This is a genomic window from Microbacterium sp. PF5 (assembly GCF_004794315.1).
Classification (GTDB): Bacteria; Actinomycetota; Actinomycetes; order Actinomycetales; family Microbacteriaceae; genus Microbacterium; species Microbacterium sufflavum.
The window spans coordinates 1-18,643 of record NZ_SSDQ01000046.1; the positions used below are offsets into that span (position 1 = coordinate 1).

At 72.7% G+C, this 18,643-nt stretch carries 17 protein-coding genes and 1 pseudogene; 10 read left to right on the top strand and 8 right to left on the bottom strand.

All coding sequences use genetic code 11. The features are described from left to right. A pseudogene (locus DW297_RS18720) lies at nt 1-327 on the top strand (ATPase); the annotation flags it as partial. Then, nucleotides 317-1,252, top strand: a complete 936-nt coding sequence (murQ, locus tag DW297_RS02425) for an N-acetylmuramic acid 6-phosphate etherase (protein ID WP_136029015.1) — start codon at nt 317-319, stop codon at nt 1,250-1,252. The pseudogene DW297_RS18720 and the gene murQ, both read left to right, overlap by 11 nt. Nucleotides 1,253-1,291: 39 nt before the next feature. Here the strand turns inward: murQ and DW297_RS02430 are convergent, their stop codons facing one another. Continuing rightward, nucleotides 1,292-3,280, bottom strand: coding sequence for a primary-amine oxidase (locus DW297_RS02430; protein ID WP_205828207.1), 1,989 nt, complete (start codon nt 3,278-3,280; stop codon nt 1,292-1,294). Nucleotides 3,281-3,374: 94 nt separating this feature from the next. Then, nucleotides 3,375-3,959 carry a TetR/AcrR family transcriptional regulator gene (locus DW297_RS02435; RefSeq protein ID WP_136029017.1) on the bottom strand — a complete coding sequence of 195 codons (585 nt, stop codon included), beginning with the start codon at nt 3,957-3,959 and terminating at the stop codon, nt 3,375-3,377. A gap of 65 nt (nt 3,960-4,024) precedes the next feature. Between DW297_RS02435 and DW297_RS02440 the strand changes: the two genes are divergently transcribed. Then, on the top strand, nt 4,025-4,564 hold the full coding sequence (locus tag DW297_RS02440) for a hypothetical protein (RefSeq protein ID WP_136029019.1): 540 nt from the start codon (nt 4,025-4,027) through the stop codon (nt 4,562-4,564). Nucleotides 4,565-4,604: 40 nt separating this feature from the next. On the opposite strand, the gene DW297_RS02445 is transcribed toward DW297_RS02440, so the two are convergent. The 6 genes from DW297_RS02445 to DW297_RS02470 all read right to left on the bottom strand — a co-directional run bounded on the left by DW297_RS02445 (nt 4,605) and on the right by DW297_RS02470 (nt 10,785). After that, a complete protein-coding gene (locus DW297_RS02445; protein ID WP_240744494.1) occupies nt 4,605-5,816 on the bottom strand; it encodes a multidrug effflux MFS transporter in 1,212 nt (403 codons plus the stop codon). Beyond that, the gene (locus tag DW297_RS02450; RefSeq protein WP_136029021.1) at nt 5,813-6,796 is read right to left on the bottom strand and encodes an alpha/beta hydrolase; all 984 of its coding nucleotides are present in this window, start codon (nt 6,794-6,796) and stop codon (nt 5,813-5,815) included. Before DW297_RS02450 ends, DW297_RS02445 begins: the two co-directional genes overlap by 4 nt. Next, nucleotides 6,793-7,791, bottom strand: a complete 999-nt coding sequence (locus DW297_RS02455; RefSeq protein ID WP_136029023.1) for an alpha/beta hydrolase — start codon at nt 7,789-7,791, stop codon at nt 6,793-6,795. The genes DW297_RS02450 and DW297_RS02455 overlap by 4 nt, the downstream gene beginning before the upstream one ends. An 81-nt stretch (nt 7,792-7,872) precedes the next feature. Next, a complete protein-coding gene (locus DW297_RS02460) occupies nt 7,873-8,832 on the bottom strand; it encodes an aldo/keto reductase (protein ID WP_136029025.1) in 960 nt (319 codons plus the stop codon). Between the two features lie 8 nt (nt 8,833-8,840). Next, the gene (locus tag DW297_RS02465) at nt 8,841-9,956 is read right to left on the bottom strand and encodes a zinc-binding dehydrogenase (RefSeq protein ID WP_136029027.1); all 1,116 of its coding nucleotides are present in this window, start codon (nt 9,954-9,956) and stop codon (nt 8,841-8,843) included. Nucleotides 9,957-10,050: 94 nt separating this feature from the next. Then, a complete protein-coding gene (locus DW297_RS02470) occupies nt 10,051-10,785 on the bottom strand; it encodes an SDR family NAD(P)-dependent oxidoreductase (protein ID WP_136029029.1) in 735 nt (244 codons plus the stop codon). Nucleotides 10,786-10,908: 123 nt separating this feature from the next. Between DW297_RS02470 and DW297_RS02475 the strand changes: the two genes are divergently transcribed. The 7 genes from DW297_RS02475 to DW297_RS02505 all read left to right on the top strand — a co-directional run bounded on the left by DW297_RS02475 (nt 10,909) and on the right by DW297_RS02505 (nt 18,615). Further along, nucleotides 10,909-11,871, top strand: a complete 963-nt coding sequence (locus DW297_RS02475; protein WP_136029031.1) for an aldo/keto reductase — start codon at nt 10,909-10,911, stop codon at nt 11,869-11,871. A gap of 211 nt (nt 11,872-12,082) precedes the next feature. After that, nucleotides 12,083-13,612: an ABC transporter substrate-binding protein gene (locus DW297_RS02480; RefSeq protein WP_206251570.1), complete on the top strand. Its 1,530-nt coding sequence runs from the start codon at nt 12,083-12,085 to the stop codon at nt 13,610-13,612. Nucleotides 13,613-13,691: 79 nt separating this feature from the next. Continuing rightward, nucleotides 13,692-14,633, top strand: a complete 942-nt coding sequence (locus DW297_RS02485) for an ABC transporter permease (protein WP_136029033.1) — start codon at nt 13,692-13,694, stop codon at nt 14,631-14,633. Then, the gene (locus DW297_RS02490; RefSeq protein WP_136029035.1) at nt 14,630-16,417 is read left to right on the top strand and encodes a dipeptide/oligopeptide/nickel ABC transporter permease/ATP-binding protein; all 1,788 of its coding nucleotides are present in this window, start codon (nt 14,630-14,632) and stop codon (nt 16,415-16,417) included. The genes DW297_RS02485 and DW297_RS02490 overlap by 4 nt, the downstream gene beginning before the upstream one ends. Next, complete coding sequence (locus tag DW297_RS02495; RefSeq protein WP_136029037.1) at nt 16,414-17,271, top strand: ATP-binding cassette domain-containing protein; 858 nt, start codon at nt 16,414-16,416, stop codon at nt 17,269-17,271. The genes DW297_RS02490 and DW297_RS02495 overlap by 4 nt, the downstream gene beginning before the upstream one ends. Nucleotides 17,272-17,318: 47 nt before the next feature. Beyond that, nucleotides 17,319-17,906: a TetR/AcrR family transcriptional regulator gene (locus DW297_RS02500; RefSeq protein ID WP_136029039.1), complete on the top strand. Its 588-nt coding sequence runs from the start codon at nt 17,319-17,321 to the stop codon at nt 17,904-17,906. Between the two features lie 34 nt (nt 17,907-17,940). Next, the gene (locus DW297_RS02505) at nt 17,941-18,615 is read left to right on the top strand and encodes an alpha/beta fold hydrolase (RefSeq protein WP_136029041.1); all 675 of its coding nucleotides are present in this window, start codon (nt 17,941-17,943) and stop codon (nt 18,613-18,615) included. Nucleotides 18,616-18,643 lie beyond the last annotated feature (28 nt).

Consider the following 18,643-nt stretch of genomic DNA (forward strand, 5'->3'; position numbering starts at 1 on the left):
GACGGTGCGCTCGCCCGGCGCCTGGCGACCCTCGCCCCGCTCGTGCTCGACGCCGCCGAAGCCGGAGACGACGTCGCCGCCGCGATCGCGACCGAGGCCGTGCGCCTGCTCACCACCAGCGCGGTCGCCGCCTCCGCCGTCACGACCGACGTGGCCGTGCACGGCGGGCTCGCCGATCACGCCTGGTTCCGCGACACCCTGAGCTCCTCCCTGCGTGCGGCCGGCCGTCGTGTCGTCCCGGCGCGGGGCGATGCCCTGGCCGGCGCGCTGCTGCTGACCCGCCGCGTCGACCTCCCTCACGAAAGGTTCGTGCACCGTGCCGAATGACGACTCCCGCCTCGCCGCCCTCCTCTCCGTCCTGGAGACGCTCGACACCGAGGCGTCGACGACCGAGCGCGGCGACCTCGACCTGCTCGAGACGACCGAGCTCGTGCGCCGCATGAACGCCGAGGACCGCCGGGTGCCCGAGGCCGTCGCCGAGCGGACGGCCGAGATCGCCGCCGCGGTCGACGGCATCACGGAGCGGTTCCGCCGCGGGGGACGCCTGATCTACATCGGCGCGGGGACGGCCGGGCGCATCGGCGTGCTCGACGCCAGCGAATGCCCGCCCACCTTCGGCACCGACCCCTCCATGGTGGTCGGCCTGATCGCGGGCGGCGAGACCGCGATCCGCTCCGCCGTCGAGAACGCCGAAGACGACGAGGAGGCCGCCGGTGACTCGCTGCGCGCGCTCGACCTCACCGAGCGCGACACGGTGGTCGGCATCTCCGCGTCCGGTCGCACGCCGTACGTCGTCGGTGGGCTCGAGTACGCCCGCAGCGTCGGCGCGCTGACCGTGGCGATCGCGTCGAACGCGAACTCGGCGATCGGCGCGGTGGCCGACATCCCGATCGAGGTCGTGACCGGGCCCGAGTTCATCTCCGGCTCCACGCGCCTGAAGTCGGGCACGGCGCAGAAGCTCGTGGTCAACATGCTCACCACGCTCTCCATGATCAAGCTCGGCAAGACGTACCGCGGCGTCATGGTCGACCTGCTCGCCACCAACGAGAAGCTGCACGCGCGGTCGATCCGCACCGTGTCGCAGCTGTCGGGGGTCGGCGTCGACGAGGCCGCCTCGGCACTGCAGCAGGCGCAGGGCTCGGTCAAGCTCGCCTTGCTCATGCTCGCCACGGCTGCTCCCGCCGAGACCGCCGCGACCGCGCTCGCCGGTGCCGACGGCATCCTCCGCGACGCGATCTCCGCCCTCGCCTGACCCCCGCCCGCGACGGATGCGGGCGGAGGACGCGGCTCGTCAGTGGCCGCAGGTGCAGTCGGCCCCGCCGCCGCAGCACGACGAGGCCGCGGCGCCGCCGTGGGCCTGCGACGACTCGGGCACGTCCATCGCCGGGTTCTGGTCGAGGAAGCCGTAGGGCTTGAACCAGAAGCCCGCATAGTCGACGGGCATGATCGGCCAGTCCTCCGGGCGGGGGAAGTGCGTGAGGCCGAACGTGTGCCACAGCACCAGATCTTCGCCGTCGATGCGACGGTCGCCCGCGCTGTACTCGGGGAGGCCGGAGCCGCCCTGGTGCGCGTTGGGGTAGCGGCCGGCCGGCCAGATCTGCCCGTGCTCGTAGCGCGTCGCCCACAGGTGCTTGGTCGCGAACGTCGCCCGCGCCGCCACCGACGAGGCGGGGTCGGCCATCAGCAGTGCGGTCGGCTCCGGCACCAGGTGGTAGGCAGTGGGTCGGCCGACGTGGTTCGTGCGCGAGGCGCTCTGCACCTCCCACACCCGGGCGACCGAGGTGTCGGCCTCGCGCTGTGCGGCGTGCTCGGTCTCCAGCACCGTCTCCGACCAGGAGAACGCGTTGCCGAAGGGGTTCTCCGGTCCCATCGGCACCCGCTGCGCGTCGACCTCGACGAGCCGGTTGTCGGAGCCGTCGATCGCCACGTCGAGCCGGGCGCAGAAGAGGTGCTGGTGCACGGGGGCGAACACCCCTGGCGCGAGCTCGGTGGCGTGCTTCTGCCGCACGCCCGGCTCCCCGGCGCCCGCGAACACGATGCCCGTGGCCTTGGCGACCACCTCGATCGAGCCGTCCAGTCCGAAGTTCCAGTAGAAGCCGTAGTCGTAGTTGCCGATCGTGGAGAAGTACGACACCACGAAGCGCCGGGAGCGCCGCACGTCGGATCGGCCCGCGAGATCGGTGTGCTTCCACAGGATCCCGAAGTCCTCCTCGTGCATGCAGATCACGTTCGGGATGCGCACCGGGTGGCCGTGGTCGTCGGCGACGTAGCCGTCGAGGTAGCGGATCACGCCGAGGCAGTCGCACCCCAGTTCCAGGTGGTTGGCGTTCTTGCCGAGCAGGTACTCGCCCGCGTCGAAGTAGCTGATCCAGAATCGCCCGGGGGCCGTGTCGCCGTAGGGCACCACCATCTCGGGCACGCTCGCGCGATGCAGCACGGAGCGCCCCTGGAACGAGACATCGTGCAGCACGAGGCCCTCGCGGGCGTTGAAGCCGACGCGCATCGACCAGCCCTCCCACTCGACGAGCGAGCCGGACACGTGGAAGCTCGTGCCCTGCGGCTGGGTGATCTCGATGGGCATGAGCGTCGTGCGCGCCTCGCCCTGCACCTCGGGGTAGTAGTTGCCGTGACCGGCGGGCACCGGCACATCCCCCTCGTCCTCCACGCGGATCACGCTGTTCGCGGTGAGGTCGATGTGCACGATCAGACCCTCGACCGGGTGTGCCCACGGCGAGTCGTTCTCGTCGTACTTGAGGAAGGTGAGCGAGCGGATGACCCGGCGGCCCACCTCGTCGGCGCGACCCGTGTAGCCGGGGGCGAGGGGGGAGCAGAACGCGAGGTCGATGTGCTCCGCGAGGCCCCGTCGCTCCATGGCGGCCCGCCACTCGGGCGACGCCTTCGCGATGGCCTCGGCCCGCTCGTACTCCTCGAACAGGTACTGCGGCTGACCGTACGGCGGGGCGTCGTTGGGCACGCGCTCGCTGCGCACGATCTCCCCGCGCGTGATCGACACGATCACCTCGGTGGCGACGCCCGTGGCGGTGTCGAGCAGCGTCACGTCGGCGCGGCGATCGATGGGGGAGCCGGGGCTCCACGCCGCGAGCTCCTCCTTGGTGGCCTCGTCGGGCAGCAGCATCGGCACGCGGGTGGTCTCGGTCATCAGTCCGGCCGCCTCCAGCACCGCGCGGGCGGCGGCGATCTCGGCACCGGTGAGCGGGTCGAGCGGGTGCGGAACCGCGATCTTCTCGACGGAGACGGGCTGCGGGGCGTGGTGGGACATCGTCGACCTCACTATTTTCGAGCAAACGCTCAAGAAACGGGATGGCACGATGATAGGCCGCGCGGACGCGCGTGCACAAGCGCCGGCTCGCGGGTCAGGCGCGCCAGGGGGCGAGGATGCCGTCGAGCACTGCGAGGTGGGCCGCGGCGGGCTGCGGCTCGGTCACCTCGACGATCTGCTGGCCGTACGTGATGGAGCGCAGCAGCGCCATGACCGCCGCGGTGGGCGTCTGCGGCCGCAGCTCTCCGTCGTCGACCGCCTCCTGCAGGGCCTCGCGGATGCTGTCCTGCCAGGTCGCGAGGGTCGGGGAGGCCGCATCGGGCGCGGGGGCGAGCGTGGCCAGGCGCCCCCAGAACCCCACCACGACGTGCGCCTCGGTGCGGGTGCGCTCGTCGACCGGCAGCACCTCGCGCATCAGGGCGTCGAGGCGCGCGAGGCCGCGCAGCCCCGCGGTGGCCTCGGCGATGCGCTGGTCGGTGCGGCGGGTGACCTCGGCGGCGGCCGCGCGGACGACGTCGTCGAACCCGTCGAAGTAGTGCCACAGCGAACCGGTGGCCACCCCGAGCTCCTTCGCGACCGCGCGGGAGGACACGCTCTCGTGGCCGTCGCGGGCGGCGACGGCGAGCAGCGCCTCGGCGATCTGCCGGCGGCGCTCATCGTGGTCGACGATGCGGGGCACGTGCCCATCCTCTCGTAGACGGTCGGGTCTAGCGATATTGAGCGCTCGATCAATATACTGCGACCGTGGAACCCCTCGTCCCCGCAGCACCGTGGCTGATGGCCGCGGCCGCGCTCGTCTCCGCCGTCGCGTGCGTGGCGGCGTGGCGGGCGGTGCCGTGGCAGGGGAGGCAGTCGGCGCTGGTGATGGCCGCCGGGATGCTCGTGCTCGCGATCCCCGGGGTCGACGCCCTGACGCGGCTCGCGCTCGGCGCGGTGCTCCTGGTCTCCGCAATGCTCGGCACCATGGGCGTGCGCGGCACCGCGGCCGCCGCCACCTGCTGTCACCGGGCGCTGGTGTCGCTCGTGATGGCGGTGTGCGCGTTCGACGGATCCGTCGTGGTCTCCTCGGTCGAGCGCGCCGTCACGCCGACCGGCCACGGCGGGCACGGCCTCGGGGGCGTGCTCTCGGCGCTCGTGATGATCGGGGTCGCCGCGGTCGTGCTGTGGACCGTGGCGGCGGCGTGGTTCGTGCCTCCGCAGCACCACGGTCGCACCGGGCGTCTGCTCGCCACGGAGTCGTGGGCGATGGCCGCGGGCGTCGCCGTCATGTGCCTCGGCTTCTGACCGCGGGGCGGGCGGGACCCGGGCGACCCGACCGGGCGGCTCAGGTGCGCGCGGCCGGACGCACGAACGCCCACGCGGCGACCGCGGCGACGGCGGCCGCGAGGGTCATGGTCACGGCCATGGTCATGGCGTTCGTGCCGCCGACGCCCGCCGCGACCGGGGCCAGCACGGGCCCGAACAGGAAGGTGGACATGCCGAGCAGGGCCGATGCGGTGCCCGCGCGCGAACCGTGGTGCGCGAGCGCGAGGGTCTGCCCGTTCGGGCCGCCGACGCCGGAGCACAGCATGAAGCCGACCAGGGCCGCGATCACCCCGGTCACCCCGGTCCCGGCGACGGCCAGCACCAGGAAGGTCGCGGTCGCCAGCAGCGTCGCGGTGCTGCCGCCCAGGTACACGCGGAGCGGGCCCCACCGTCGCACCACCAGCCGGCTCGTCTGGCTGCCCACGATGCTCGCGAGCGCCCCGGCCGCGAACGCCAGGCTGAACGCCTGCGGGCTCAGCCCGAACTCGTCCTGCAGCACGAACGACGACATCGACAGGTAGGTGAAGAACGCCACCCCGCCGCCCGCCGAGGCGCACAGCACCGCGGCGAACAGGCGGTCGTGCAGCACGGCGCCCGCGTGACCGCCGAGCGTGCGCAGGCCGCCGCCGTGCCGGTCGTCGGGGTGCAGCGTCTCGGGCAGGGCGAACACGACCACGAGCAGCAGCACGACCCCGACCGCCGCGAGCACGCCGAAGATGCCGCGCCAGTCCATGACCCGTGCGAGCTGGCCGCCCACCACGGGGGCGATGATCGGGGCCGTGCCCGAGACCAGGAACAGCAGCGACAGCATGCGCGACAGCTCCACGCCCTCGAACTGATCGCGCGCGACCGCGAGGCAGATGACGATGCCCGCCGATCCGGCGAGACCCTGCAGGAACCGCGCCACCAGCAGCAGCTCGATGCTCGGGGCGACCGCGCACACGGCGGACAGCGCCGCGAACGCGGCCACGCCGACGAGGAGCGGACGCTTCCGGCCCAGCCGGTCGCTGAGGGGACCGGCGATGAGCTGCCCGAGACCCAGGCCGATCATGCACGCCGACATCGTGACCTGCGCGAGCGCCTCGGTCGTGCCGAGCGACGCCGCGAGCTGCGGCAGCTGCGGCAGGTACAGGTCCATCGACAGCGGCCCGAACGCCTCCAGCATCCCGAGCACGAGCATCGCCCGGAGCGTGCCCATGCGGGCGGGCTCCGGGCGCGCCGGGATGCTCATCCGCCCGGGCGCAGCACGCGGCGCAGCCAGCTCTCCCGCGCCGCGACCGCCGCCAGCGACACCTCGGCCTCCGGCGAGAACCCGGAGAAGCCGTGGTACCCGCCGGCCCACACGTGCAGCTCGGCCTGACCGCCGGTCGCCCAGATGCGCAGCGCGTAGTCCACGGCCTCGTCGCGGAAGGTCTCGGCAGCCCCGACCTCGATGAACGCGGGGGCGAGTCCGGACAGGTCGGTGGCGCGTGCGGGGGCCGTGTACGGCGAGACCCGGTCGGTGAAGCGGTCGTCTCCGGCGATGGCGTCCCACGCGGTGTCGTTGTTGTTGCGGTCCCAGGCGCCGAAGCCGTCGTACTGCCGGGCGGACGGCGTCTCGTTGCGGTCGTCCAGCATCGGGCAGCCGAGCAGCTGCCCGGCCAGCCGCGGTCCGCCGCGGTCGCGGGAGAGCAGGGCCACCGCGGCGGACAGCCCGCCGCCCGCGCTCTGCCCCGACGCGATGATGCGGTCGGGGTCGATGCCGAGGTCGTCGGCGTGCGCGGCCATCCACTCCAGCGCCGCGTAGCAGTCCTCCGCCTGCGCGGGACCCGGATGCTCCGGCGCGAGGCGGTACTCCACCGCGACGCCGACGACGCCGTGCCGGTCGGCCAGGTCGATCAGCTCGGCGGTGCCGAAGAAGCGGGTGCCGAGCACCATGCCACCGCCGTGGATCGACAGGACGGCGGGCGCCGGTCCGGTCGCGGGGGCGGACGGCCGCACGATCGTGACCTCCAGGTCGGGCGCGCCGGCGGGGCCGGGGATCACGCGGTCCTCCCACGTCACCGCCCTGCCCTCGGCCTGCACCGCGATGGGCGGGATGATCGTGGCGAAGTGGTCGCGGTTGGCGTGGATGGTGTCGGCGCGCAGCGGGATGCCCTCCACGAGCTGCACGAACGCGTCGAGCCCGGCGACCAGCTCGGGGTCGTACGGCACGGGAGCGGGCGCGGTCATCGGGCGGCCCGCCAGATCCGGCGCAGCCACGACGACCGTGCGGCGAGGGCGGCCCGGGTGATCTCCGCCTCCGGCATGTACATGTCGAAGCCGTGCGCGCCGCCGCCCCACACGTGCAGCTCGGCCTGGCCGCCCGTGGCCCAGATGCCGAGCGCATACGCGGTGTCCTCGTCGCGGAAGGTCTCCGCCTCGCCCACCTCGATGTACGCGGGGGGAAGACCGGACAGATCGGTCGCGCGGCTCGGGGCCGCGTAGGCGGGGGCCTCGTCGCTGAACGCGAGGTCGTCGCCGAGCACGCACGACCACGCCAGCAGGTTCATGTCGCGCTGCCACGTGCCGATGCCGTCGTACTGGAAGCTGGCGACCGAGGTGTTGGTGTTGTCGATCATGGGGCACAGCAGCAGCTGCCCCGCCATGACCGGGCCCTTCCGGTCGCGCGCCAGCAGGGCGACCGCGGCCGTGAGCCCGCCCCCGGCGCTGCCGCCGCCGACGACGAGGCGCTCCGGGTCGATGCCGAGCTCGGCGGCGTGCTCGTGCGTCCAGACGAACGCCGCGTAGCAGTCCTCCACACCGGCGGGGTACGGGTCTTCCGGGGCGAGCCGGTACTCCACGTTCACGGCGACCACGCGGTGCTCCGCGACGATGTCGACCACGCGCGCGGTCTCCCACGAGCGGTGGCCGACGATCATGCCGCCGCCGTGGATGTTCACGAACCCGGGCAGCACCTCGGTCGCGGAATCCGCGGGGCGGAACACCGTGATCTCGATGTCGGGTGCGCCCGCGGGGCCGGGGATCACGCGGTCCTCCCACACGATCGGGCGGCCCGCGATGACGGTGTCGTTGTCGGGGAACATCCGGTCGACGCCCTCGCGCGGCAGCGTTTCGCGGGTGAGGGGAGGCTGCGGGTTCTTCGCGATCTCGTCCAGCACGGCCTGCACCTCGGGGTCGAACGGGACGGGCGGGACGGTGGGGTGTCCGGCGGCGGTGGCGGTCATGTCTCTCCTCAGTGGGGCGGGGGCGGCGTGGGGCGGGGGCGGCGTGGTGCGGGGCGGGTGTGTGGGGGTCCGCGGACGGTGTCAGGGGCCTTCGGGGTCGACCACGCCGCGGTCGGCCCAGAAGGGTTCGACCAGGCGGCGCAGCTCGTCGGCGCCGATGCGGTCGACGAGGTCGGCGGCGTCGAGGTTCGCGTGCAGCTGTGCCACGCGGGAGGCGCCGAACAGGGTGGTCGTGAGGGCGGGGTGCGTGAGCGTGAACGCGATGCCGAGCTGGGCCGGGGTCGTGTCGAGCGACTCCGCGAGCGCCGTGAACGCCGGCACGTCGGCGATGATCCGCTCCCGGATGTCGCCGGGGTCGCGGCCGATCTGGCGGTCGCCCTTCACGTTCCCCGCGAGCACGCCGCCCTCCAGGCAGTCGGAGGCCTGCAGCGTGAGGCCCTGCTCCCAGAGCCGCGCGAACGGCTCGCCGTCGGGGATCGAGCGCCGTGCCACGCTGTACTTCAGCTGCGCGATCTGCGGCCCGGGCACGCCCTCCGCCGCGGCGAGGTCGAGCAGGCGCTGGATGGACGACGCCGACCAGTTGTTCACGCCCCACGCGCGGATGAGTCCCGCATCGGCGAGGCGGGCGAGGTCGAGCACGAGGTCGCGCAGGTCGAGGTCGTCGCGGCGCAGGTCGCCCAGGATCACGAGGTCGGCGTGCTCCACGCCCACCCGCATCAGGGCGTTCTCGAGCTGCGGGCGGAAGCCGTCGTCGCCGAAGGCCTCCAGCCACAGCTTCGACGACAGCAGCCACTCGTCGCGGCGCAGACCCGCCGCGCGCACCATGGCCGAGAAGATCACGTCGGTGAACACCGGAGGGGCGCCGGGCGCAGAGTAGACGCCGACGTCGAAGAGATTCACGCCGCGGTCGGTCGCCTGGCGCAGCAGCTCGACGGCGTCGGCGAAGTCCATGCGGTCGTAGGTGTGCCACGAGCCGAGCGAGAACAGGGAGGCGTGCAGGCTGCTGCGGCCGATCTCGCGGCGGGGGAGAGGGGTGGTCATGGTGCTCCTCAGAGGCTCGGGTCGATGACGGCCTTGACCTCATCGAGGTGGTGCATGTGGGCGATCTTGGCGGAGGCCTCGGCGAGACCGACCGGGGCGCTGAACAGGTCGTCCCAGGGGAAGCGGTCGGCGAACGCGGTGAAGAAGTCGATGGCGCGGGCGTAGTCGGAGATGTCGCCGTTGAGCGAGCCGACGACCGTGAGCTCCTTGCCCATGATCGTGCTGAGGGGGAAGCCGTCGCCCGCGGGGCCGGTGGAGCCGACGATCGCGATGGTGCCGCGCTGCGCCGCCATGCCCACCGCGTCGGGACCCACGCTCGGGGCGCCCGCGAAGTCGAACACGTGGTCGGCACCGTGGCCGCCCGTGAGCTCCATGACCTGGTCGACGACGGGCCCGTCGCGGAAGTCGACCACGGCGTCGGCGCCGAAGCGGGCGGCGAGCTCCAGCCGGGCGGCGGGGGCGCCGACCGTGATGACCTGCCCGGCGCCCGCGATGGTGGCGACGGCGGTGGCGAAGATGCCGAGCGCGCCCGACCCCTGCACCACGACGCGGGAGCCGGGGCGGATGCGGCCGGCGCGCTCGAACGCGCGCAGCACGGTCTTGGCCGCGCAGCCCGCCATCGACGCCCAGGTGTCCTTCACCGCCGCGGGCAGCAGCAGCTTCGCGGCGCCGGGGGTGACGTAGGCGTACTCCGACAGCCCGGCGGTGGCGTACGGCGGTACGTCGGACCGCTGCAGGAAGCCGTAGCCGCGGCGCGAGCAGGCGACGGGTTCGCGCAGCACGACGCAGCCGTGGCACTCGCCGCACGTGGACTCCGACCAGCCGATGCGGTCGCCGGGGGAGAGCGGGCGGCCGAGGGCGTCGCGCGTGTCGGGTCCGGTGGCCACGATCTCGCCGACCATCTCGTGGCCGAGCACCATCGGGAGCATGCCGGGGAAGGTCATCCGGCCCTCCCAGATCTCGATGTCGGTGCCGCACAGGGTCGTGCAGGCGATGCGCACGAGGGCGGCGCCCGGCTCGATCTCGGTCGGCAGCGGGAGGTCCTGCAGGGTGAGCGGCTCGCCGTGCGCGGTGAGCACGGCGGCGCGGGTCGTGGTCGGGAGGGTCGGGGCGGGGAGGGTCATGCGGTTCTCCTGTCGCGGGACGGGTGGGGGATCGGGAACGCTCCGCGAGGGGCGGGGTGCGGATCCGATCCCGTGACGGATGCGGGCGGACGGGTCAGACCAGGAGCTGGCCGCCGTCGACCGGCACCGAGACGCCGGTGATGTGGCCGGCGGCGTCGCTCGCGAGGAACAGCACGAGCGGCGTGACCTGGTCGACCTCGGCGATCGTGCCGAGCGGGATGCGCGACTCCCAGGCCGCGCGGGCGTCGGGGTTCGAGGCGAAGTCGGCGGTGAGCGGGGTGAGCACCGGGCCGGGGGCGACCGCGTTCACGCGCACGCCCGCGGTGGCGAGCTCGATCGCGGCGGTGCGGGTGAGGGCGTCGACCGCGGCCTTGGTGGCCTCGTAGTGCCCGAGGCCCGGGGTGGGCTGTCGGGCGCCGATGGACGAGATGTTGACGATGCTGCCGCGTCCGGCCGCCGCGAGCAGTGCGCCGAACACGCGGAGCATGAGGAACGTGCCGCGCACGTTGACGCGCAGGGCCGCATCGACCGCGTCGACCGGGACCTCCTGCAGCGTGCCGCCGCCCGCGACGACCCCGGCGTTGTTCACGAGCACGTCGAGCCCGCCGGCGGCCGTGACGCGGTCGGCTGCGGCCAGGACGGAGACCTCGTCGGCGATGTCGAGGGGGAGGGCGGTGGCGCCGATCTCGGCCGCGACCGCGGCGGCGGCGTCGGCGTTCACGTCGCCGAGGAACACCTCGTCGCCCGCGGAGCGGAAGGCGGTGGCGATGCCGCGGCCGAGGCCGGACGCCCCTCCGGTGATCAGGATGCGGCGCGGGGATGCGGTCATGTTCGTCCTCACTGACGGTGCTCTGACGGGATGAGTCCGTTATATTCTACAACCATAGAAAAACACAACCCCGGTTGCTGAGCGAGGAGCGCAGTGACGAGACGAAGCACGCGAAGGAGCGTCATGCCCGAATCGACCCACCCCCGCCGTCCGCTGCAGACGGGCGGTGCCCCGGTGCCGCCCCTCGCCCTCGGCTCCTGGAACACGTGGGACCGCATGGCGCCGGAGGAGGCGGTCGCGCTGATCCGCCGCGCGGTCGAGCTCGACGCCGGGTTCTTCGACGTCGCGTACTACAACATGGGCCCGCACGCCGAGAACTCGACGACCGACATCCTGTTCGGGCAGGCGCTGCGGGCGAGCGGTGTCGACCGCGACGACATCGTGCTGTGCGGCAAGCTGTGGCTGTGGGACTGGCCGAACCAGGGGTTCCGCGCGCAGCTCGTCGAGTCGCTCGAGCGGGCGGGGCTCGACCGGTTCGACACCCTCGTGGTGGGCGACTACCTCGATGCGCCCGACCTCCCGCGGCTCGTCGCCGACGTGAACGCCCTGATCGACGAGGGTCTCGTCGGCTCGTGGGGCATCAACAACTGGCGCATCGCCGACACCCGCGCCGCGCTCGCCGAGGCTCGGACGCGCGGGCTGGCCGGCCCCGCGTTCGCGCAGCTGAAGTACGGCATCGCGCGGCGGTCGATGGCCGAGGGCGACGCGTACGGGCCGCTGTTCGCCGACGGCACCCTCACCCTGCAGGCGTCCGACGTGTTCGAGGGCGGCATCCTCGCCACGGGCCGGGCGCCGCAGCGCAAGATCGGCGCCGACGTGGGCGGCATCCGCGAGCGGATCGCGGCCCTGTACCCCGAGGTCGCGCGGGTGGCGGGGGAGTTCGGGGTGACGCCGGCCGCGCTCGGCATCGCCTTCTGCCTCGCGAATCCCGCCACCGCGAACGTGCTGTTCGGCGCCTCACGGCTCGAGCAGCTCGAGCAGAACCACGCCGCGCTCGCGCTCGTCCGCGACCACGGCCCCGAGGTGCGGGCGGCCCTCTCCGACGTCGCCGTGGACCGCGACGTGCGCGCGGACGGGGTGTGGTGACGGGAGTGGCGAGACGGGATGCTGCGCGCAGAGACAAGCCGGGTGCGCCCGGTGTCATGAGCTGTGCCCGTTGCCGCGGGAAACATGCTTGCGCTCTTTTTCCACACATGTAGACTAACCAGCACGACACATCGAGGTGGCGTCGATCCGGTCTCCCGGTCAGCGGCTCTTCGAACCTTCTTCACCACCCCTGCACCCGAGAGAAGGAACCATGAAACGAATGCCCCTCGCGCTCGCCGCAGCCGTGGCCGCGACCCTCGCGCTCACCAGCTGCAGCGGCGGCGGAACGCCATCGCCCTCCGAGGGCGGCGGCGCCGAAGGCCCCGACGCGCTCAACATCGGCAACTTCCTCGACATCACGTCGTGGGATCCGTCCCTGGCCGACATCGGGTTCGACGGCCCGTACCTCTCCGCGGTCTACGACGCCCTGATCGCCCTCGACGCCGACGGCGACCCGATCCCGTCGCTCGCCACCGAGTGGACCGTGGCCGACGACGACCTGAGCATCGACCTCGACCTCCGCACCGACGCCGTGTTCAGCGACGGCACCCCGGTCGACGTCGACGCCGTGCTCGCGAGCCTCGAGTACCTCAAGGCCGGCGCCCGCTCGGGTGAGGCCTACGTCAACGTCGACAGCTTCGAGAAGGTCGACGACGACACCGTCCGCATCAACCTCACGCAGCGCGACGACACGATCCTCTACTTCATGGGCCTCGGGCGCAGCTACATCGCGTCGCCCGCGTCGATCGAGGCCGGAACGCTCGGCAGCGAGCCGGTCGGCTCCGGTCCCTACGTGCTCGACAGCGCCACCAGCGTCCCCGGCGCGGAGTACCACTTCACCAAGACCGAGGACCACTGGGACGCGAAGACCTACCCCTTCGCCGAGCTCGCGATCTACCCGATCACCGACGCGACCGCCCGGCACAACGCCATGCTCAGCGGCCAGATCAACGTGCAGTACGGCGACGTCGCCAACCTGGAGCAGGCCGAGCAGCAGGGCTGGAACACCGCGCAGCGCGTGTCCGGCTGGGCGGGCCTGGTCATCACCGACCACACGGGGGCCAAGAGCGAGCCCCTCGGCAAGCTCGAGGTGCGCCAGGCCCTGAACTACGCGTTCGACGGTGCCGCGATCCTCGCCGCGGTCGGCAGCGGCGCCGGTGTCGCCACCAACCAGGTCTTCCCCGACGGAGGGCCGATCAACGACCCGTCCCTCAACGACGCCTACGCGGTCAACATGGACAAGGCGAAGGAGCTGCTCGCCGACGCCGGGTACCCAGACGGCTTCGCGATCTCGATGCCCATGTCGCCCATCTTCGAGATGTGGAAGCCCTCGGCGGAGCAGGCGCTCACCGAGCTCGGCATCACCGTCACGTGGGACAACATGCAGATGCCGGACTACCAGCTCAACGCGCCGAACTACCCGATGTTCATCTCGTTCCTCGCGATGGACGGCAACGACGTCGCCACGGTGGCCCGCCAGGTCACGAGCGTCCAGTGGTTCAACCCGGAGCCCGACTACGCCGAGAACGACGTCATCGCGCCGCTCGTCGAGAAGGTGCAGACCGAACGCGGCGACGCCCAGACCGCGGCCGTCAAGGAGCTCAACGAGGCCCTCGTCGACCAGGCGTGGTGGTCGGTCTGGTACCAGGCGAACAACATCTACTACACGGCGCCCGGCATCCAGCTGCAGCCCGTCGTGGGCATGATGTTCCCGACCCTGCGCTACATCACCCAGGGCTGATGCCCGCCGGGGCGGCCACCCGACACCGGCCGCCCCGGCACCCTTCCCCCTCCGACCCTCCTCACCCCGAGAGGCCCCCATGCTCCTGTTCACGGCGAAGCGGGTGCTGTCCGGCATCCTGCTGCTCGTCGCGGTCTCGATCGGCACCTTCTTCCTGGCGCACCTCGCGATCAGCGACCCGACCGCCTCGCTGCTGGGCACCACCGCGAGCCCCGCGCAACAGCAGGCCCTGGCCGAGAAGATCGGCCTCGACCGCCCCCTGATCGTGCAGTTCTGGGACTGGTTCTCGCACGCCGTGCTCCTCGACTTCGGCGAGTCGTGGCGCAACTTCCAGCCCGTCGGCGCCCAGCTCGCGATCAAGGTCCCCGTGACGCTCTCGGTGGTCACCTTCGCGACGCTCATCACGGCCGTGATCGGCATCGCGTTCGGCATGATCACCGGGCTGCGCCCCGGCACCTGGTTCGACCGGATCATCAAGGGCATCTCGGTCGTGCTGTTCGCGCTCCCCGGATTCTGGGTGAGCCTGGTGCTGGTCATGTGGCTCGCCGTGCAGCTGAAGTGGTTCCCCGCGGTCGGCTACGTGCCGCCGACGCAGTCCGTCGAGGGATGGCTGCGCTCGATCACCCTGCCGGCGATCTCCCTCGCGCTCGGCGGCATCGTCGCCGTGTCGGAGCAGCTGCGCAACGCCGTGATCGCGCAGAGCAGGCAGGACTGGGTGCGCACGCTCCGCAGCCGCGGGCTCTCCGCCGCGCGGGTCAACCTGCACATCCTCCGCAACGCCTCGCCCGCCGCGCTCACCGTGATCGCCCTCATGTTCGTGGGACTGCTGTCCGGCGCGATCGTGGTGGAGCAGATCTTCAGCCTCCCCGGCCTCGGCCAGCTCACGAACCAGTCCTCGCAGAACGGCGACATCCCGATGCTCCTGGGCATCACGGTCATCTCCATCGTGTTCGTCGTCGTGATCAACCTCCTGCTCGACCTCGTGCTCGGCTGGATCAACCCGAAGGTGCGCGTCGCATGACCACGACCGACATCCGCGTCGCATTCGACCGCGCCGCCCAGAAGCGGCGCTCGAGCCTGTTCCGGCGCTTCCTCCGCCACCCCGGCGGCTACCTCCCGCTCGCGATCTTCCTGCTCATCGTGCTGGTCGGCGTCTTCGCGCCGCTGCTGGCGCCCATGGACCCGAACCTCGTCGACCTCGCCGCCGCCAAGGCGCCGCCCTCGCCCGAGCACCTCCTCGGCGGAGACTCCACCGGCCGCGACATCCTCAGCCGCCTCATCTACGGCACCCGGACGACCCTCTGGGGCGCGCTCATCACGATCGTCACGGCCCTCGTGATCGGTGTGCCCACCGGCGTCGCTGCGGGCTACTTCGGCGGCGTGTTCGACCGGGTCGCCACCTGGATCAGCGACGCGCTGCAGTCGATCCCCGGCATGATCATCCTGCTCGTGGTCGCCGCCGGCAGCCGCAACAACTTCGAGCTGCTGATGGCCACGGTCGGCGTGTTCATGGTGCCCGGGTACTTCCGCATCGCCCGGTCGCAGACGCTCGCGGTGCGCGGCGAGCCGTACATCGATGCCGCCCGCGTCTCCGGGCTCTCCGACGGGCGCATCATCTTCCGCCACGTGATCACCGCCGTGTACCCGCCCGTGATCATCCAGACCGCGCTCACCGCCGGCATCGCGATGGGCATGCAGGCGGGACTGCAGTTCCTCGGCATCGGCGACTCGAACGTCCCCAGCTGGGGCGCCATGATGCTCGAGGGCTTCCGCCTGATGCTCACGTACCCGCTGATGCTGCTGTGGCCCTCCGCCGCCCTCGGCCTCACGATCGCGGTGCTCGCGATCATGGGCTCGACCCTCGCGGAGCTCGTGCAGGTGCGCACGCCCCGGGCCCGCCGCCGGAAGGACGCCGCGGTGGTCGCCGCCGCCGACGCCCCCGCCCCGACCGGGGCCGCGCAGCACGAGGCCGCCTCGTCGGCGCTGCGCGTCGAGAACCTGCGCGTCGTGCACGCCACGCCGAACGGCGAGACCGAGGTCGTCCACGGGGTCACCCTCGACGTCGCCCCCGGCGAGGTGGTCGGCATCGTGGGCGAGTCCGGATCGGGTAAGTCGCAGACGGTGTTCTCGGTGCTCGATCTGCTGCCCTCCACCGGCCGCGCGACCGCCGACGCGATCTGGGTGGGCGGCACCGACGTGACCGCGGCGACGCCCGCCCAGCGGCACGCACTGCTCGGGCGCACGATCGGCTACGTGCCGCAGGAGCCCATGAGCAACCTCGACCCCTCGTACACGATCGGGCACCAGCTGGTCGAGCCGCTGCGCCGCGTGCACGGACTCAGCCGCGCGGCCGCGACCGAGCGGGCGCGCGCCGTGCTCGTGCGGGTCGGTCTCACCGACCCCGACCGGGTCATGCGCAGCTACCCGCATCAGGTGTCCGGCGGCATGGCGCAGCGCGTGCTCATCGCGGGCGCGATCGCCGGGCGGCCCTCACTGCTCGTGGCCGATGAGCCCACCACGGCGCTCGACGTGACCGTGCAGGCCGAGGTGCTCGAGCTGCTGCGCGAGCTGCAGGCCGAGTACGGCATGGCGCTGCTGATCGTCACGCACAACTTCGGCGTCGTCGCCGACATCTGCGACCGCGTGATCGTGATGCGCGGCGGCGACATCGTGGAGTCCGGACCGGTCGACGACCTGTTCGCCGCGCCCGCGGAGCCCTACACGCGCGAGCTGATCGCCGCCTCGCTCGACGACGCCGCCGGCCGCGCCGAGCTCGACCGCCACCGTACGGAGGTGCCCGCATGACCGCCGCGACCGACACCGCGACCCGCCCGCTGCTCGAGGTGAGCGACCTGGTGGTGGAGTACGGGCGCGGGCGCACCGCGTTCCGCGCGCTGCACGGGGTCTCGCTCGACATCGCGCCGGGGGAGTGCCTCGGGCTCGTGGGCGAGTCCGGGTCGGGCAAGTCCACGCTCGGCAAGGCCATCCTCGGCCTGGCCCCTGTGACCGAGGGGAGCATCCGCTTCGACGGACGCGAGATCAGCCGCCTGGGCGGTCGTGCCCGCCGCGCGCTCGCCGACGACGTGCAGGTCGTGTTCCAGGACCCGTACGGTTCGCTCAACCCCGCCCTCACGATCGGCGACATCCTCACCGAGCCGCTGCTCACGACCGGCCTCGGCGCGAAGGCCGCCGAGGCGAAGGTGCGCGAGATGCTCGACCGGGTGCGGCTGCCCTCGGCCAGCATGGACCGCTACCCGAGCGAGTTCTCCGGCGGTCAGCGGCAGCGCGTCGCGATCGCCCGCGCCCTGGTGCGCGGACCGCGGCTGATCGTGTGCGACGAGCCCGTGAGCGCGCTCGACCTCACCACGCAGGCCACCATCCTCGACCTGTTCATCGAGCTGCAGCGCGACACCGGCGTGGCGTACCTGTTCGTGTCGCACGACCTCGGCGTCGTGCGGCGCGTGTGCCACCGGGTGGCCGTGATGTACCGCGGCGAGCTGGTGGAGGTGGGCGAGGGCGAGCAGGTCACCCGCGCCCCGCGGCACCCCTACTCCGAGCGGCTGCGCCTCGCCTCGCCCGTGGCCGACCCGGTCGCGCAGCGGGAGCGCCGGGCGCAGTGGCTCGCTCTGCGGGAGGTGCCCGATGCGGCGGTACGGTAGCTCCAGGCCGGAACTCGCACTCACCCGGACCCGGCCGGAAGGACGCCATGCCGAAGATCATCGACCACGACCAGCGGCGACGGGACATCGTCGAGGTGGCCAAGAGCATCATCCTGAAGGGCGGCTTCGAGGCTGCGACGATGCGCAGCATCGCCGCGGAGGCGGGGTTCGCGAACGGGGCTCTGAAGCACTACTTCCCCGGCAAGGAGAGCATCGTCGCGGCGACGTTCGAGACGATCCTGCAGCAGATGTCGGAGGGCGTGCAGGCGGCGGGCGAGGAGCCGGTCGCGGCCGACGATGCGCTGCGGGGCTTCCTGCAGGCGACCATCCCGCGCGACCGGGAGCAGATCGCCGCGGGGCGGGTGCTGCTGGCGCTGTGGGAGTACGCGATGGCGAACGAGGCGCTCGCGGAGCTGTATCGCGGGCACCTGGCGTCGTGGCGGCGCTCGCTGATCGAGCGGATGGAGGCGGCCCGCGACGAGGGGTCGATCCGCGAGCAGGACTACGGCTCGCTCGCGGACGAGTTCATCTCGGCGGCGGTGGGCGCGACCGTCATCAACCTCATGTATCCGGACGGCGACCGCATCGCCGACTACGAGAGCTACATCGACCGGTTCCTGGCGCGGCTGCGCTGATCGCGGGGCGCCGGTCCGCACAGGGAGGCGCCGCATGACCGCACAGACAGCTCGACCCGTGGTGTTCCTGCACGGCCTCGCCTCGCGCGGCTCCCAGGACTGGCCGGAGACGGAGTGGACGGAGGTGCTCGGCGACCGCCCGCGCGTCGTGATCGACCTCCCGGCGCACGGTGAGGCGGAGGCGCTCGGCGTGGTCCCGACCTCGGCCGTGCTCGACGCGCTCGCCGAGACGATCGGACCGGACGAGATCGATCTGGTCGGCTACTCGCTGGGCGCCCGGCTCGCCTGGGACCTCGCTCGTCACCCGCGCGTGGCGGTGCGCCGCCTGGTCCTCGGCGGGCTCAGCGCGGGGGAGCCCTTCGCGCTGGTCGACCTTCCGGCTGCCCGTGCCGCCGTCGGGGGAGGGGCGGCGCCCGCGGATCCACTGACCGCGATGATCGTGCACATGGCGACTCTTCCCGGCAACCGCGCCGGCGCGCTGCTCGACCTGATCGAGGGGCTCGCCACTGAGCCGTTCGCGCCCGAGGGCGGCGTGCCCGCGCAGCCGGTGCTGCTGCTGGGCGGCGCCGATGACGCGATGGCGGCGGGCATCGACGGCCTCGCCGCACTGCTGCCCGACGCCCGCGTGCAGCGGGTGCCGGGGGACCACCTCACGGCGCCGCACACGCCGGAGTTCCGCGCGGCGGTCCGCGACTTCCTCGCGGACTGAGCCGGGGCCCGTCGGACGGCCCGCACCC